Annotated in this window: 13 protein-coding genes; 9 read left to right on the top strand and 4 right to left on the bottom strand. The window is 29.9% G+C overall.

Annotated features, from left to right (window positions below; genetic code table 11):
• Nucleotides 1–145: 145 nt before the first annotated feature.
• Together GKZ86_RS00745 and GKZ86_RS00740 are read left to right on the top strand one after the other, a co-directional pair.
• Nucleotides 146–1042: a hypothetical protein gene (locus tag GKZ86_RS00745; protein ID WP_154781227.1), complete on the top strand. Its 897-nt coding sequence runs from the start codon at nt 146–148 to the stop codon at nt 1040–1042.
• Nucleotides 1043–1055: 13 nt separating this feature from the next.
• Complete coding sequence (locus tag GKZ86_RS00740; protein ID WP_154781226.1) at nt 1056–2447, top strand: hypothetical protein; 1392 nt, start codon at nt 1056–1058, stop codon at nt 2445–2447.
• Between the two features lie 40 nt (nt 2448–2487).
• Here GKZ86_RS00740 and GKZ86_RS00735 read toward each other — a convergent pair whose 3' ends face one another.
• Both GKZ86_RS00735 and GKZ86_RS00730 read right to left on the bottom strand, forming a co-directional pair.
• Nucleotides 2488–3636 carry a GNAT family N-acetyltransferase gene (locus GKZ86_RS00735; protein ID WP_154781225.1) on the bottom strand — a complete coding sequence of 383 codons (1149 nt, stop codon included), beginning with the start codon at nt 3634–3636 and terminating at the stop codon, nt 2488–2490.
• A 118-nt stretch (nt 3637–3754) separates the two neighbouring features.
• A complete protein-coding gene (locus GKZ86_RS00730; RefSeq protein ID WP_154781224.1) occupies nt 3755–4243 on the bottom strand; it encodes a DUF1761 domain-containing protein in 489 nt (162 codons plus the stop codon).
• A 179-nt stretch (nt 4244–4422) separates the two neighbouring features.
• Here GKZ86_RS00730 and GKZ86_RS00725 point away from each other — a divergent pair, with 179 nt between their 5' ends.
• Nucleotides 4423–5067: a Two component regulator three Y domain protein gene (locus GKZ86_RS00725; RefSeq protein ID WP_154781223.1), complete on the top strand. Its 645-nt coding sequence runs from the start codon at nt 4423–4425 to the stop codon at nt 5065–5067.
• 247 nt (nt 5068–5314) lie between these two features.
• Nucleotides 5315–5620, top strand: a complete 306-nt coding sequence (locus tag GKZ86_RS00720) for a hypothetical protein (protein ID WP_154781222.1) — start codon at nt 5315–5317, stop codon at nt 5618–5620.
• Between the two features lie 363 nt (nt 5621–5983).
• On the opposite strand, the gene GKZ86_RS00715 is transcribed toward GKZ86_RS00720, so the two are convergent.
• Entirely contained in the window at nt 5984–6238 is a 255-nt protein-coding gene (locus GKZ86_RS00715) for a GIY-YIG nuclease family protein (protein ID WP_154781221.1), read from the bottom strand.
• Between the two features lie 356 nt (nt 6239–6594).
• Between GKZ86_RS00715 and GKZ86_RS00710 the strand changes: the two genes are divergently transcribed.
• Nucleotides 6595–6861, top strand: a complete 267-nt coding sequence (locus GKZ86_RS00710) for a hypothetical protein (protein WP_154781220.1) — start codon at nt 6595–6597, stop codon at nt 6859–6861.
• Between the two features lie 179 nt (nt 6862–7040).
• Complete coding sequence (locus GKZ86_RS00705) at nt 7041–7550, top strand: hypothetical protein (RefSeq protein ID WP_154781219.1); 510 nt, start codon at nt 7041–7043, stop codon at nt 7548–7550.
• Between the two features lie 77 nt (nt 7551–7627).
• Here GKZ86_RS00705 and GKZ86_RS00700 read toward each other — a convergent pair whose 3' ends face one another.
• Nucleotides 7628–8092 (bottom strand): JAB domain-containing protein, encoded by a 465-nt coding sequence (locus GKZ86_RS00700; RefSeq protein ID WP_154781218.1) that lies wholly within the window; start codon nt 8090–8092, stop codon nt 7628–7630.
• A gap of 540 nt (nt 8093–8632) precedes the next feature.
• On the opposite strand from GKZ86_RS00700, the gene GKZ86_RS00695 reads away from it, so the two are divergent.
• The 3 genes from GKZ86_RS00695 (at nt 8633) to GKZ86_RS00685 (ending at nt 16403) form a co-directional block, all read left to right on the top strand.
• Nucleotides 8633–11023, top strand: a complete 2391-nt coding sequence (locus GKZ86_RS00695; protein ID WP_154781217.1) for an ATP-binding protein — start codon at nt 8633–8635, stop codon at nt 11021–11023.
• Between the two features lie 407 nt (nt 11024–11430).
• Complete coding sequence (locus GKZ86_RS00690) at nt 11431–13092, top strand: T9SS type A sorting domain-containing protein (RefSeq protein WP_154781216.1); 1662 nt, start codon at nt 11431–11433, stop codon at nt 13090–13092.
• 8 nt (nt 13093–13100) lie between these two features.
• The gene (locus tag GKZ86_RS00685; protein ID WP_154781215.1) at nt 13101–16403 is read left to right on the top strand and encodes an RHS repeat protein; all 3303 of its coding nucleotides are present in this window, start codon (nt 13101–13103) and stop codon (nt 16401–16403) included.
• The last annotated feature ends 3 nt before the right edge of the window (nt 16404–16406 follow it).

Here is a 16406-nt window from a genome sequence, read left to right as displayed (position 1 = left end):
AAGAATAACGACAAAAATTAGTTTAGGGTTGAAGTTTATACTAGGGTTAATAAAAGAGGGGAAAATTTTAACTAAAAAAGTGAATTTTTAGATGTAAAAAAGTATTTTAGGTTTTTATAATAACCCCGTCATATATTTATTAATAATGAAAAAAATATTTTTCACAATTTTTATTCTGACTCAGAGCGTAATACATTCTCAAAATGTTGATTTGAGAAATTTGACAATGAATAGCGATTTAATCCTTTTTGTTGAATATTCAGATTTTAATTACGGAAATAAGTATATTAATGACCATTCTAAAGCGGGATATATTAAGGTAAATAATTATGAGGAAATCATAAAAAATGATTCCAATATTAAATTTATAGATAAAGAAATTTATAGTCCTCAAAACGAAAATGATTATTATGAAAGTAATCAAATAAATGGAGGAGCCTGCGGTATTGGGGAGATCTTGGAATCTAACAGAAAATATTATAGTATTCTATTCTTTAAACAAGAAAAAAAGAAGCTGGCACTATTAGCGCATTTTTCGAAAAGTGATTTTGACTGGAAAAATATAATTGAGAAAATAAAAAAGGTAAAAGAAATTGAAAATTCAAAATCGCCTGAGGAACGTTATGAAAAAAGTATTGACTATTATTTGAAGTGTAAAGATTTACCTAATTATGACTTTATAAATTATTATAAACAAATAAAATTTTTAAAATCGGATACTTTAGTTTTAACCGAAAAACAATTAATCTTAGCAAAAGATAATTTTTTGGAGGGAAATGAAAGATATTATGAATTGATTTCAAAAAAATTTCCCGAAGAAGTAAGACAATTTTATATTCATAAAATGAAGGGTCTTTTAATCCAAAATGAAGACGAGTTTTTTAGTTCCTATGATTTTAATGAGGCATACGAAAGGGCTACAAATACGGGCTATATGGATGATAGTGCAATGGGAAAGTTAAAAGAAAAATTAATTAATGAAATACCTCTTAAAGAAAGAATAGAGATTATGCAAACTTTAATTCAAAATGCTGAACAATAAGATGTTACTATTAATGAAAAATAAACTTCTCTTAATTTTATTTGTTTTTGTGACAATCATGAATGCACAAAACAAAGTTACGGACATCACAAACTACGATTATTGCCAAGTTAATAGCAACACCCTTTATTTTTATAAAATTGAGAAAAAAGGTTTTACCCAAAGTCGTGGCAATTTTTTTCATGGAAATATTTTCAAAGTTTATGCTACAGAAAAAGTAGATTTTATAGACAAAAAATATTATGGCAGTATGAATGAGATAAAACTCTCTGATTTGAATAGTGATTTTGATTTGTTAAAAGAATTTAGAGACAAAGTTTACTTTGTGAATCAGCCTCATTTGAAACATTTTTATTTCTTGAAAAATGATAGTGTTTTGGTTTGTAAAGTAATAAGAAAGAACAAGGTTTGGGAATTAGAAAGTGAAAAAGAAGATGAAATACATAAGATAGTCATGGCGAATAATAAAATTATTTATTGGTCTTCAGGGCTGGGTTTGATTTACAAAAAAGATAATGAGATAAAAACAAGTTTTCTGGATTTACAAAGTTATTATAATACTTATGGTCTTGAAATTTCTATAAAGGACAAAAATGCTGTTAATATGGAAACAGGATATTTTGAAATAGGAAAATATACTCTTAAAAGAAAAAAAGGCGAAAATTATGCGGTTTTTAAGGAAAATCAAAATATTATAGATGACTTACCCTTAAAATATTACAATAATAAACATTTTGTTACGATCGATGATAAGACTGTAAAATTCTACAATTCTGATTTTGTATTAGACAGCACTTTTAGCTACCGTGATATTTATCAAGGATATGAGAGTATTGAGATTTTGACAGAAAACAAAATTAAAAAAATTGACACTCGTCTTTTTACTACTTCATTCTACAGAGACCAAGCTTTTGGCTGTGGAACTGTTACAAGATATTCATTAAGTATAAAACGGAACAGAATTAGGGAAACTGTTAATGCAGAAATGACATATGGTTATACATCTTCTCCTAAAAATATTTTTATCGACTCTAAAATAAAATTTGATTCGCTGCTTTTTATAAGCCGTAAAAAGATTATGGATTATTCTGTTAATGGTGGCTTTGATGATCGAGTGATATTAATAAAAAATAAAAAGGAAGGACTTTATACATTTAAACAACAAAATGATACTATCACTTTGAAGGAAATAGTACCTATAAAATACGATAAGATTTATTTATTAAATGGTTTTGTAATTTTAAACAAAAACAATCAAATAGATTTTTATGATAAAGATTTTAAGGTAAATGCTATGCGTTTTACTAATATTGATTTTTTTAGTTATAACTATCTAAGATATAAAAAAAGGAATCATACCGGAGGCTGGATGAACAAAAAAGGAATTTTATTTGATGATTTATAAAAAAGAAAGTATATCTAATTTTGCATAATAATGAATTTAATTATTTAAAAGGATTACGTTCCTGCCAATCTGTTTTAGGCTCAAGATAATTAAAGAAACGAGCAATGTTATGATTGATCAAAGCATTGCTATGTGTAATTAAACCGTACATTTTTACAGGTTTTGCACCAACAGAACTTTTAATTTCAAGTGCAGTTCTCGCAAAAACAATTTCTTCAAAACCTTGATTAATAGAGTAGGCAATCATGTCGTAAAGCATATTTAAGTAAAGCATTTTCTCGCGCTGTATGCTTTCGTCGTAACCTAGAAAATAAGTATCCATTACATTTCCGTTTTTGATAAGTGTATTGAAACCTATAAGTTCTCCGTTTAAAAAATAACCGTAAAAAAGAAAATCATCTTTCATGATTTCTTTAAAAAAACTAAAGTGATTTCGAGCCAGGAAAAAAGTATTGAAAGGAGCATTTTTAGCCACATGAAAATATAAGTCGTAAATAACATCTTCATACTTTTGAATATCAGATAAAGACATTTTTTGCTTTTCTATTCCTTCAGATTTTTTTCGGGCACGTTTATATTGATCCCGATATTTCTTGGATAAAGCATCGATATAATCCTGCTCTGTTTTCCAATTAGTATTGATTTCGAAAATCATATTGGGCTGCGTCGAAAATGTATAATTGTTTTTAAATTCAGCTTGCAGAGGTTCAATTTCTGTAGCTGTAAAATCTTTTACACTAGTAATGTGAACTTTCTTTCCATCAGCTTTCAAATCTTTTTTAAGCTGATTTATGGCTTTGTGAAGTGTCTTAATTCCTTTTGATTGTTTTATATTTTCATCAAAAGCAAAAGCATTTTGTCCCGTTAGCATATTGTTGCCAACGAATAATACATGCGAAGCAAAATTTTTAAGCGCAAAATTTCGGACAGAAGTTTTTAAACACTGATCGCGTTCTCCAAAAGATTCTAGTTTTTCTGCAAATAAAAACTGGGTTAAAACAATTCCAATAAGTTTTTTCTCGTCATTAAAAATTCCAATAAAATGACAAATCATATTTATCGGAGAAGATTTTTCAAGAACTTCGAGATATTCCCGAGTTAAGAAAACATTTTCAGTTGCAAGCGAATTCCATTCTAAAGGTAGTAATGATGCGCTATTGTATATTTCGAAAGAATAAGTTGTAGTCAAAAGTGTGAGCTAATTTCTTCAAAATTAGATAATATTTATAATAACTCATGTGGTTTAAGTTATTATTAAGAAAACCCGTTTGAGGTTTCAGTTCAAACGGGCTTTGATTATATGTTTTTTAGGCAAATCCACAAACAATTCCGCCCATTAAAGTCAAGGTAACGATCCAAAATCCAGCATGAATAAAAATGTATTTCCAGGATTTTCTTTCGAATAAAGCATTAATACCAATTACCGGAAAAGCAAAAAATAATCCCGACAGAAAACCATGAAGTGCTCCGTGCTTAAAAGTTCGATAAGCCGTTCCGTAATCTGCCATAAAAGCATGAAACGATGGTTTTGCATTAGCTATTAAAGGTGGTCCGCCCACCATTCCGACAGCGCCAGATTGGTGAATTGTTAATGACATTAATGTCATTGTAATCATCAAAGAAAAAACATACGTTAATCCGAAAATTTTAAGCATGTTTCCTGTTTTAAGTTCTTCCTGAGTCAGATTGTTTTCTTTCATCCAGATCGTTCCAAAAACATTTGGATGATACCAAATAAAACCTACTACAAGCGTGACGATTGCAGCAAGTAATAATGCAATAAAGTTAATTTCCATAATATGAGGTTTTTATAATTAGTTAGTCAAATTTAATCAAAAAAAGAATATTATTTAATCTTTAATAAAGTAGTAAAAATAATACAAATAATATATTTATTAACAGTTTGTCGAAATTTGACTCTTAATGTCTGTAAAATTTATAGTTTTGTAAGTAAGAACAAATCTCAAATCTTGTTATGAAAAACCTGGCCCTGTTTTTTCTAACTTTTGTTTTTTCGCTGAATATTTATGCAAATACTGTTTCAGATAAAGAAAAAGATGCTTTAATTAAATTTTACCATGCAACAAACGGATCGCATTGGAAAATAAAATGGAATTTAGCGCTTTCGGTATCGACTTGGTATGGCGTTCAGATAGAAAACGGAAAAGTAGTTGCAATTAATTTAGCTGATAATAATTTAAAAGGAGAATTGCCTTTTGAATTAGGGGAATTAAAGAATTTAGAAATTCTTTGTTTAAGTAAGAACGAACTTCAGGGAAATTTGCCAGGTTCATTATATACAATATCAACTTTAAAAATATTACTTTTAAATAATAATAAATTCTCGGGCAATTTGAGTCCTGAAATAATTAATTTTCAAGCGTTGCAAAATTTGAGTTTATTTGATAATAATTTTGAAGGAGGGATTCCGAAAGAACTTGAAAAATTGCATAATTTGTCTGAAATGAATCTTTCTTATAATCATTTTAAAGGAAGTGCCTCTAAAGATTTAATTTCGTTAGATGCTTTAAATATGACGATGTTTGACGAAAACGGAAATCCATTTTTAATAGAAATAAATACTGAAAAAGAAACCACACTAATAACCAAAAATGAATAATGCTTATGAATTAAAATTACTATCAGTTAATTATTAAAACCGTAATTCGTTACGGTTTTTTTTATGGCGCAAAGTTTTCTATAGAATGATTTTTTTTGGAAAATAGAATTATAGTACATTTGTGCGAATTTGATATATTAAGGTCAGTTTGTAAAACAATTTACTTTTTTTCATAACTTTAATATCGAATTCAGCAAAGAAATAAATTGAAGCCAAAAAATTAATTTAAACTTTTAATACTAAAATTATGGTAGTACAGTATCAAGGTGAACAATACGGAAAATCTACAACATTTACGATAAGAATTATTGGAAACAATCTTTCTAAAAGTAGTTCTAATTATCAGATTGATTTATTGGTAGGCGATAAGCAATTGCCAACTTTTACAACATCAATTCATCAAAGTTTGTCGAATTGCTTAAAAGAGATCTACTTATTCAGAAAGCATCACGGAATCAAATTCAATGAATCTTCTGAAAAAATTGCACCAAAATTAGTGCCTTATGATTTGGTTTTATACAATTATAATAAATATGCTTTGTTTATGGCGTAGGCCGTATTGCTTCAAAATAATAAAAACCGTTCTTTTTTAAGGACGGTTTTTTTTTAATTCAACTTTGATGAACTTTGCAAAATTGATTTTTTATAAATGTAAAGATATAAGAATTGTTGTAGTTCTTCTTCCGAAACTTCAGGATTGCTTAGGATTAAAATAAATAGGCTCTGGATTTTTCTGAAGTTTTAATTAGTATAGGGAAGAGTACTCGAACCTGTGTCCGCCGTGACGGATATGATATAAATAAGTACGAGAAGAAGTTTTAAATGAAAAAAGCTTCAGATTTCTCTGAAGCTTTGTCTTAGTAGCGGGAACAGGACTCGAACCTGTGTCCGCCGCGGCGGATATGAGTTCGACTAGCTATAATTGTTGAATAAGACTTTTTATAAATTCTCTTCCAATTCCTGCTTTCAAATATTTTTCTTTTTTCATAGCATCAGATTTGGAGTTGAAAAATTCGACATAAATTACAACCCAAGGTCTAAATTTTAAAGTATAACCTTTTGTTTCAAGGAAATTATGAGATTTAAATCTTTCAATTAAATTAGAAGTATAACCAGTATAGTTTTTTTTGAATTTTCCTGAGTAAAGTATGTAAACTACAAATTCTTTCATATGATAAAAGTGCTATAAACGAAAAAAACACCAACTTTTTCAAGTGGTGTTTTTTTTTAGTAGCGGGAAGCATTCAAATATCTAACCAGATTATCTTGGATTATTACCGTATTTTAGCATGCGCATCTTAATATTTTTTCTACTTTTTTTTTTGAATAGCTAGCCATACAAGTGCCAAAAAGTATCAATCAAATTAAAAGTCCCTTTGATAGTTTGTAGTGAAAAATATATATATTTGAAAAATAAATAATGTGTGAAATTTATCATACATATCTACCCAAATTTGCTTGACTTTGTGTGGTTTTGTCCCACATGTAAATAAGTCAGGAGAAATATTAAGCAAACCCCAGAGCAAAATGAGATTTACAATTGTTTCAGATTCGAACTACGAATGTAAACTTGGAGAATTAAGTTTTTATCCTAGAGAACTTGAAGATTGGCTTCATTTTAAGAATTATGGAAGCGATTTGTCAGATATTGGTATTGTATTAATGTGCAGAAGCCCGGAGTATAATTTTAAACAACGTATTCGTATGAGTAAAAAAGATAAGACTCTAAATATTGACATAATGTTAGATTATTATTTCACTTCAGATGCTAGCATCGATGATAAGCAAAAATAATATGTCGAAAAATAATAGAAGAAGTACCATTAATTATTAAAAAGTATAAGCTAAAAGATTTCAATTTGGATTTATTCATGCAAGATTTGAAAATGAAACACCGAAAAATCTCGCATCTTTAATCCTAACCTCACCAAGCGCCAGAACTTTAGTGGCAAGCGTCAAACAAATATCTATAAATGAGAATATTTTTCAAAGTATTAATTGGAATAATCGTTGCCTATTTTTTGACTTTGTTTGCTTTTGTATACGAAGAGAATTATAGACAATTCATCCAAAATTTGTATGAGTTGCTAACTGAAAATAAAATTTCGTTTGAAAATCATGGAAAATATTTACACTTTGTAAGTGGTGAATTTATTTCAGCTTTTTTAATCTTTTTAGTTTCAATTTTTGTATTGTTAAAAAGACAATCTAAAAAACAACGCTTTAGAAATATGATTTTGGGAATATCATTTTTAATAATTTCAACGATCATCTTTTGTTTTATAGACAGTAATGGAAAACTAATAGAATGCACAGCTTGTAATGACGGAAAAAGAGTTTTGGATTTTAATGATTTAAACTATGATTTGATATTTATTTCAAGTGTAATCTTTGGAATTTTGCCTGCAATTGTAACAGAAATCAGAAATCGCAACAGAAAAAAAACAGCCACTACAACGGATTTGGGCAATAGGCTTAATTGAAATTACAATTTAAGAATGGACACTTCTGTAATTTGTGTAAAAATCTTTTTAAAGATGGTCATTGCTGATAAAAGCGCTTATAAAGCGCCTTCATCATCAAAGGAGTAATATGATTCGGAAGTTATAATTAATGAATCCAGTAATGTGATATCAAGAAGTTTTCCGGCTTTTTTTACTTTTCTAGTTATCTGTTTATCGGCTTCAGAGGCTGTAAGGTTTCCTGAAGGATGATTGTGAATCATCATGAGTGATGTAGTATTTGCCTTAAGAGCTGCGGAGAATATTAGTCTAAGGTCTACCACGGTTCCTGCAATTCCTCCGGAAGAGATTTCGTAAATTCCAAGTGCTTTGTGAGCTTTATTTATAAGTAATACCTTGAACTGCTCGAAGAATTCTAATTTATTATAATCCAAAGTTGAAAGAACCAACTTGTATCCGTCTGTGGAAGATTTAATTTGAGGTCTTTCTGAACTTTTTACTTTTGCTTTGTAGATCAGTTCAATTTCAGATACAGTCTGCCAGTTTTGATTTAAAGTTTCCATAATTTCCATATTTTTAATTAATTATGGAACATCTGCCCGGAATTGCTTATCAAGCGCAAAAAGCAACGCAATATAGCAGGATTTTTTCCTGTATTTATGGGGGAATTTTTTGCTAGCGCCCGCAAGCGATTCCCGAACTTTGTGACGAAATTAAATTAAATATCAAGAAGAATAAAAAGCCGTTTAATTAGCCCTAACGAGACAATTCTCGATCCATTTTATGAATGATTTGAAGAAATTCATCACAGTTCCTTAGAAAGAATCCTTTAATAAACCTGTATGAGGTTTGTCATCTTAGTAAATGCTTATTTTTAACTTATGACTTATATTTTTAACCTCTAAAGGCTATAAAAATTTCTTTTTGCTAATCTATTTCAGGTCATTCAATGAATGATGAATAGTAAATATTCAATATTAGTTTCTTCTAATTATTTTAAAACAGGTGTTTATACTCGTTGTTTTTTAATTTATAAGCGCGACGTTTACAGTTCAATGCAAAAGGGCATTGTAAATTTTCACTTTAGGCATTAACTAAATATTATGTATTTATCAATAAGTAATTGTTTTAAATTAGACGAAATAGTAAAATCATTTGAAGTTGCCTACAGAAGCCATATTGTTTCTGTATTAAAAATGAAATATCCAACTATATCTGATTTTAGTATTGCCATAAATAAGCTTAATAGCTCTTTTCAAATGAGTTCAATTGTATATACTCATAAATATAAAAACAAATTAACAAAAATTGAATCAGAAGTTGCAACATTCTATTCTGCAATAGAGGATTGCAATGATGACCTTTTAAATAAAGATTATAAAGAACATACTGTTCCATATGTTAGTGAAATAATTGAATATGTAAATTTTTTCTATAATGATTGTTTTAAAGATTTATCTAAAAGCTTTTCTACTATAGAAGAGTTTAAGGATTATTCTTCAAAATATTATCTCATCAGAAATAGTCTTTCGCATCCAGCATCTAGTAAAATTATTGTCACACAAGCAAAAGAAGTGGTAAGTTTTATTAGAAAACAACTTTTAAATATCGATGACTCGATGTATTGGTTTGTTTCTAAAAAGGAGCTAGCGTTAAAAATTGAAGAATTTATTGATAATATTGAATTAAATCCTTTAAAAATTCATAATCTCGATAATATAAGTTTTAATCACAAAAAATTAATTTGTAGAGATGCTGAGCTAATTATCTTAAATGAATTAATTTTCGGTAAGAAAGTAGGATATAGAAAATCAGGATCTGTTATTATTTATGGTTATGGGGGTATCGGAAAGACTGCTTTGATATTAGATTTTATTTATCAAACAATAAAAGAAATATTTGATAATGCTAATAAAACAGATTTAGATTTTTTACTATTTTATACAAGTAAGGAAGAAATATTAACTTTTTCAGAAACTTCAGGAAAGCTATATATAAATGAAATAAAGAAACAGATAGATTCATTTGTAGATTTCAAATCAAAACTTTTCAATGATTTGAATATATCACACCTTGATGAATTTCAATTAAAAAAAGGCTTAGTGATTATTGATAATTTTGAAACTATATCTATAGATGATAAAATGCTTTTTTTTGAATTTATAAAACAGTCGCCAAGAACTATTCAATATGTTTTAACATCCAGAAATGAAGAACCGTGCGAAGATAAAATTCATTTAAAAGAATTTAAGGAAATTGAATCTGGTGTTAAATTCATAGATGAATTTATTACTTCAAATAATTATAATGTTGAAATTTTAGAGCTAGAAAAAAAACAACTTATTAAATATTCTAAAGGGAATACTTTAATTCTTGTCTTATCAATAGAAATGTTAAAAAATGGAACTACCATTAAAGAAATACTAAACGATTTGATAAATATCGAATCAAGTAATATAGAAATAATAGCAGACTTTATGTATAAAAATAATATTGGTCAAGCAATTTCATTTTTAGAATCTGAAGGGCATCAGCCAATTGACATGCTAAAAGTAATTTCTATAAATGAATACCCAATTGATTTATATTCAATTAGTGTACTTTCTAATAAAAGCATCAGTTCTATCGAATATATGTGCAATTTTTTAACAACTAAAATAATATTAGAAAAGCGAGGTGAATCTTATTCATTAAATGAATTTGCTAATAAATTTATTTTTATAAAATACTTACCAGGTAAGATAGAAAAGAAGGAAATTAAGCAAAAAATAGATACATATCAGAAAAATCTAAATAAAGAATTAGAAAAGTTAGAGGAATCTAAAAGGAAAGTCCCTATTTTACAGGGGATCATGGACGATTGGATGCCAAAAACTAAAATTGATGAGATTGCAATAGCGTCGTCGTTTGCTTTATTTCCTAGTGCTAAAGATGCTGTTGATTCTAACATTGTAGTTGAACTGTCAAGAATTAAAAAAGAATTTGAAAAGAACGAGAAAATGACTTCTCATCCATATGTTAAATTTCAGAAAGCAAGAACGTTACAATTGTTTCTTAAAATAATTGCTGAGGAAGACAAGATAGGTCTTACTGATATTATTTCAAACTCTTATGAAGAGGCTATTGAGGCAACAGACTTTTATTATTCGTATATAAAAAATACTAAATCCTATGGTTCATTAAATTGGTTGTTTGGAGTTTTTTTATCTTTTACCCTTAAAGATCCTAAAAGAGCAGTTAGATATTTAGAAGATGCGGTAGAGGTTTTTCATCGATTAAAAATAAAAGATTTAACTTATTTTAAACTTTTAAATGATCTTTGTTATGCATACGACATAATATATCGTGGAAATGGAGATAAACTTTATGCATTTGAAATCAAAAAAATTTATAATGAGATTGTCATTAATGAAAAGTATATTAGAACCATAGATTTTAAATATAACCAGTTTGTTAAGAAATTTGGTAAATATAATTCATTACATCTTAGATAATTATTCTTTATATTCTCGCTGTACGAAGAGTTATTATGTAAAGCTGGCGAATGTCTCCTGACTTCAAACCCGCATTGTAAATAAATTTAAAAAAACTTATAGAAAAATAGTCTAAAACAAAAAATATCCAGACTTCTTTAAAGCTTTTGTCTTAGTAGTTCTAAAAGGACAATTCTCGAACCATTTTACATGTGATTTGAAGAGATTAAGCGAAGTATGATTAAATATTTTTAGATGTTTAATCACAAAAAAAAGTTAGCCTTCAAAGTCAATGATTTTGAGGGCTTATTAATTTTAGATATTGATGATTATTAATTTTATTTTTCAAAATGAGGAAAGCCGTAAAACTTTCATGTCCGAATAGTTTAGATTTACGCGCAAATCTAAATTAATCATTCAATACGCTAATGAAAAAACTTTACTTATTATTTTTTATTTTAGTGCCTTTTTTTACTTATTGCCAAGATATTCTTTGGGAGAAATCCTATGGCGGACAACAGGCAGATTACCTTTTTGATGCCCAACCGACAGCCGATTATGGTTTTATTTTGGCAGGAAGCTCACTTTCTAACAAAACAGGAAATAGGGATGATGATAATCATGGAGATCTCGATTACTGGATCTGGAAAATGAATGAAAAAGGAGATCTTGACTGGCAGAAAAGCATTGGGGGAAGCGGATTTGACCTGCTTCAAAGCATTAAAAATACCAAAGACGGCGGCTTTATTTTAGCGGGTACATCAAGCTCGGAAAGCGGTTTTCAAAAAGGCGAAGCGTGTAAAGGCATTACAGATTTTTGGGTTATAAAATTAGACGCCTCAGGTACAGAACAATGGCAAAGAACCATTGGAGGCACCGGTCAGGAAGAGCTGTTGTGCGCTTTTCAGACGAAAGACGGCGGTTATATATTAGGAGGTTCTTCCGCATCCAATCCTCCTTCGATTTCCAATACAAAACCCGATGGAAAAGCAACAGTAACGACCAAAGCAGACTTATATAATAAATCAGAAAAAAGCAGGGGTAATATGGATTATTGGGTTGTAAAACTCAATAATGAAGGCGTTATTGAATGGCAAAAAACCTATGGAGGAAAATATGCCGATTTGTTAAGAAGTATGGAACAGACTGCTGATAACGGTTACATTTTAGCAGGATATTCAAGCTCTCCTATATCCGGAGATAAAACAGAAGCTAATAAAGGAGTTGGAGATTATTGGATCATCAAAATAAATGATACAGGTGAAATGCAATGGCAAAATGTTTACGGCGCAGAAGGCGATGACCAGCCTTATGTAATTCATCAGACTATCGATGGAGGATATATTGTGGGAGGAAACTCCAACAGTAAAAACGCCCTGACCACACAAGGCGGAATTGTAGGTAACGGAACGGATTTCTGGGTTTTAAAGTTAGACCCCGAAGGAGGCGTGATTTGGAGCAAAACGTTTGATTTTGGTAAAACAGATATCTTAACTTCATTGGTAGAAAATAAGGATAATACCTATTTACTGGGAGGCCATTCCAAAACAGAATCAGGGCGATCGCTTGTGAGTAAAGTAGCGAAAGCAGCAGGAGCAAGCAAGGAAAAAGACGGAATTGATGATTATATTGCTTTGAAAATCGATGATAAAGGCGAAGAAATCTGGAAGAAAACCATTGGAAGCGCCGGAGAAGATATTCTTAGAAAAGTAATCGAAACCAGAGATGGCGGCTATTTAATGGCTGGTACTTCGAACTCTAATTCATCAAAGGACAAAAACTCTACTATAGGCAGTAATGATTTTTGGGTTGTAAAACTAAAAGACAAAGCCAAAATCGAAAAAGTGAAAGCCGGTATAGAAGCAATACCAAATCCTGCCAGTACTTACACCAATGTCATTATTGGTCATGATTTTAAGTCAGGCACAGCTACCGTAGTAGATATTTCAGGACGTATTTTGCAGGAATTCAGTATTACTAGTAGAACAGTACCTGTAGATTTAAGCAGATACTCAGAAGGAATCTACATCATCAACATCAAAACAGATGTTAAAACAGAATCGGTTAAAGTCATTAAATCAGTTAATTAAAAAATCAAATGAATAAATTATATACAAACAACTTGATTAGCTACGTGCTGTTCCTGTTATGCATATTTACATCTATAAAGACAGTTGCACAACATGATGACGGTCCCGCAAAGCCAAGTACAGCACCAAACATAGTTCCATCACCACCTAATAGCGCTAGCTTGGGGTTGTATGGTCAGGTTCCTTTAAATCAATTTACTGGAAACGGAAGCATAAACATTCCTTTACATAGTATAAAAAATGGTAATTTAGAATTACCCATTAGTTTGTCTTATTCATCTGATGGAATAAAAGTTGATCAATATGAGTCTAATGTGGGAATGGGTTGGGCATTAAATGCCGGAGGTGTTATAACCAGGCAAGTTTATGATTATCAGGATAGTTATAATGGAAGGTTACAAAAACCAAATGTACCACTTAATTCTCCTGTAATGTATAATTTCTTAGAGCAGGCAACATCAGCTCCTGAAGTTGATACACAACCCGATATATATAATTATAATTTCGGAGGTCTCTCTGGCAAGTTTTATTTAGATGATAATAATGTGCCGGTTGAAATTGAACCCAGTGGACTCAAATTTGAGGTTACCAGTAATTTTCTCGAGTTGGGTACTGGAATTTCAGGGCCTAACAGACAACCTGAAATCATCATCACCGACACAAAAGGTGTTAAATATTTTTTTGGAGGGGGTGGGGGGCTTGAAACAAGTCTGGTAAGAGATCTAAATCTGCAAGGCACAAGATCAGAGGCGATAAAGACCTCTTGGTATTTGACTAAAATTTTAGATACAATGACAAATAATGTAATTACATTAAATTATGAAGTTAATTATGTAGAATATCTTTCAGGGATTGATCAAACATTAGAATATAAAGAATCTAATTCATATCCACAAATATCTTTAACAACTGCTAAATATAATTCTTCTTCCAGTGAATCAATTTTGAAGGAAATTATATCTAATGATTCTAGAGTAACATTTTCATATTCAAAAAGATTTACAGACAACAATTTTGATTTTGTAAAAATGGATGAAATTAATATTTACGATAATCAAAATACCCTAATTAATAAAATTGGATTAAATTATGTAGAATATAGCGGAAATTCATTTTCAAATTATAGTTATCTTCCGGAAAATATAAGAAATTCTCCTGATTATATAAAAAAACGTTTTTATCTAAACCAGATTACTGAGCATAGTAATGTTTCTAATTCAAAGATTCATAAATTTGAATATTATTCTCCTGAAAACTTACCGGCCCGTTTTAGTTTTGCAAAAGATAACTATGGAGTTTTTAATGGTAAAGATAATTCTACCCTGATTTCTAATGAAGTTCCTGTTCCTACTTATATATTACACCCTGTTTATAACTCATTCTACACAGAATTAGCCAACAGAAAACCCGATCATAATTTTGGGTATTTCGGATTGTTAAAAAAAATAACCTATCCAACTAAAGGTAGTACTACATTAGTTTATGAGCCGCACGTTGGACAAAAAGTTACCGTTCCTGTATATCCTGCAAGTAGTAATGTAAATCTTACGCTTTTCACTGCTTTTGGTGAGCGTTCAAATTCGATTACTAAGCAGTTATTTTCATCATATGGTCAAAAAATTAAATTAAACACGCTATCATCAATTAATAGCGCTTGTGCAGAGCCCGATCCACATGATCCACAAGCTACAATTTATATAACTGATGTCGCAACAAATACAAAAATTGAATTTTTTAATCATGAGAATATTGGTTACGAAACTAGTTTAGGTTTTTTTTATGCATTTAATCCTGACTCAAACCTTTCTGATTCTGTCACTTTTACTCTAGAAGCCAACAAAAGTTATATAGTTACATTAGAGGTAACAACACCTTGCGTGATGGCAAATATTGGGTTCAATTATTATTCGGATCCTATTACCTATCAGGATGTAGAACCGGAAATTGGGGGTATGAGATTATCTAAAACAACAAAAGATAATTTATTAAATGGAAAAGTTGAAACAGAAAAATACTTATACCATGGAGGAACTTATATCTCGCGTGCACCAATTGCTTATGTACGAAAAACAGAACGATATAATACTTGTGAGAGCCTTACAAGTGTAATTCGTTTCTCTGTTTCAAGTTCTTGCTTAGCCAGAATTTATTCTATGCAAAATGTCCAATATGGCTATAATGTAGTCAATAAAAGTTATGGAGAAAATTTTGAAAACGGTGGTGAAGAATTTGTGTATGACATTACGCAGGATGCAATGCCTTATATAGTTCAGGGAGAAGAGGATAAAACGACACCATTTACCAATGGTTTTGGAGCTGGCCGATTATTGAATCATAAAGCTTTTAAAATCAACTCTTTTGGTCAACATATAATATTACAGGAAACCATTAACGAGTACAAGCATGACGCCAGCAAGGATAAATTCGTAACAGGTCGCTTAGCATATAGAAGTTTTGAATTTTACCATTGGCCAGCTGGTCTGGATAATACTGTTGATTGTTTTCCATGGAACTCTCCTACTTTGTATTCTCTAAATGAATATTTTGTTCGTTCCCAATGGAGTTATCTTAATAAAACCACCCAAAAAGATTATGATATAAATGGAGAAAATCCGATAATAAAAGAAACAACCTATGAGTATACTAACCCTTTACATTGCCAGCCCACGTCAATAGTGTCAAAAAACTCTAAAGGTGATACCCTGAAAACAAAATATAGCTATGCTCATGAATCATTAACTACAGTACAAGGACCACAAATGCAAAAGTTAATAGACCAGAACAGAATTGAAAGTCCTATTAAAACGCAAACTTTTGTTAATAATGTAAAAACATCAGAATCAATTACAAAGTATGAAGAGAGCACCGCTACTAGTAATTTATTGTTGCCAAAAAGTGTTTATGCTAATAAATTGAGTACGGATATTGATATTAGTTTAGACACAGACAAGAAGGTTACTTTTGACAAATACGATGATATCGGAAATGTACTCCAATATACACCTGAAGGAGGATTACCGGTTGCCATTATTTGGGGATACAATAAAACCCAACCAATCGCCAAAGTAGAAAATGCAACATATGATCAGGCTATTGCGGCATATAGCAGTAACGAAAATACTTTTAGAAGCAGCTTGCCTAATGCAATGATTACGACCTATACATACAAGCCATTAGTAGGTATAAGTACTATTAGAGACCCAAAAGGCTATACAACAACTTATACCTATGATGACTTAAATAGGCAGCAATTTGTAAAAGACAATGACGGTAAAATTTTATCTGAAAATCAATATCATTATAAAAACTAATCC

The sequence above is a fragment of the Flavobacterium sp. LC2016-13 genome, from assembly GCF_009707955.1.
Lineage (GTDB): Bacteria > Bacteroidota > Bacteroidia > Flavobacteriales > Flavobacteriaceae > Flavobacterium.
This window is presented reverse-complemented; position numbering and strand designations above follow the sequence as displayed.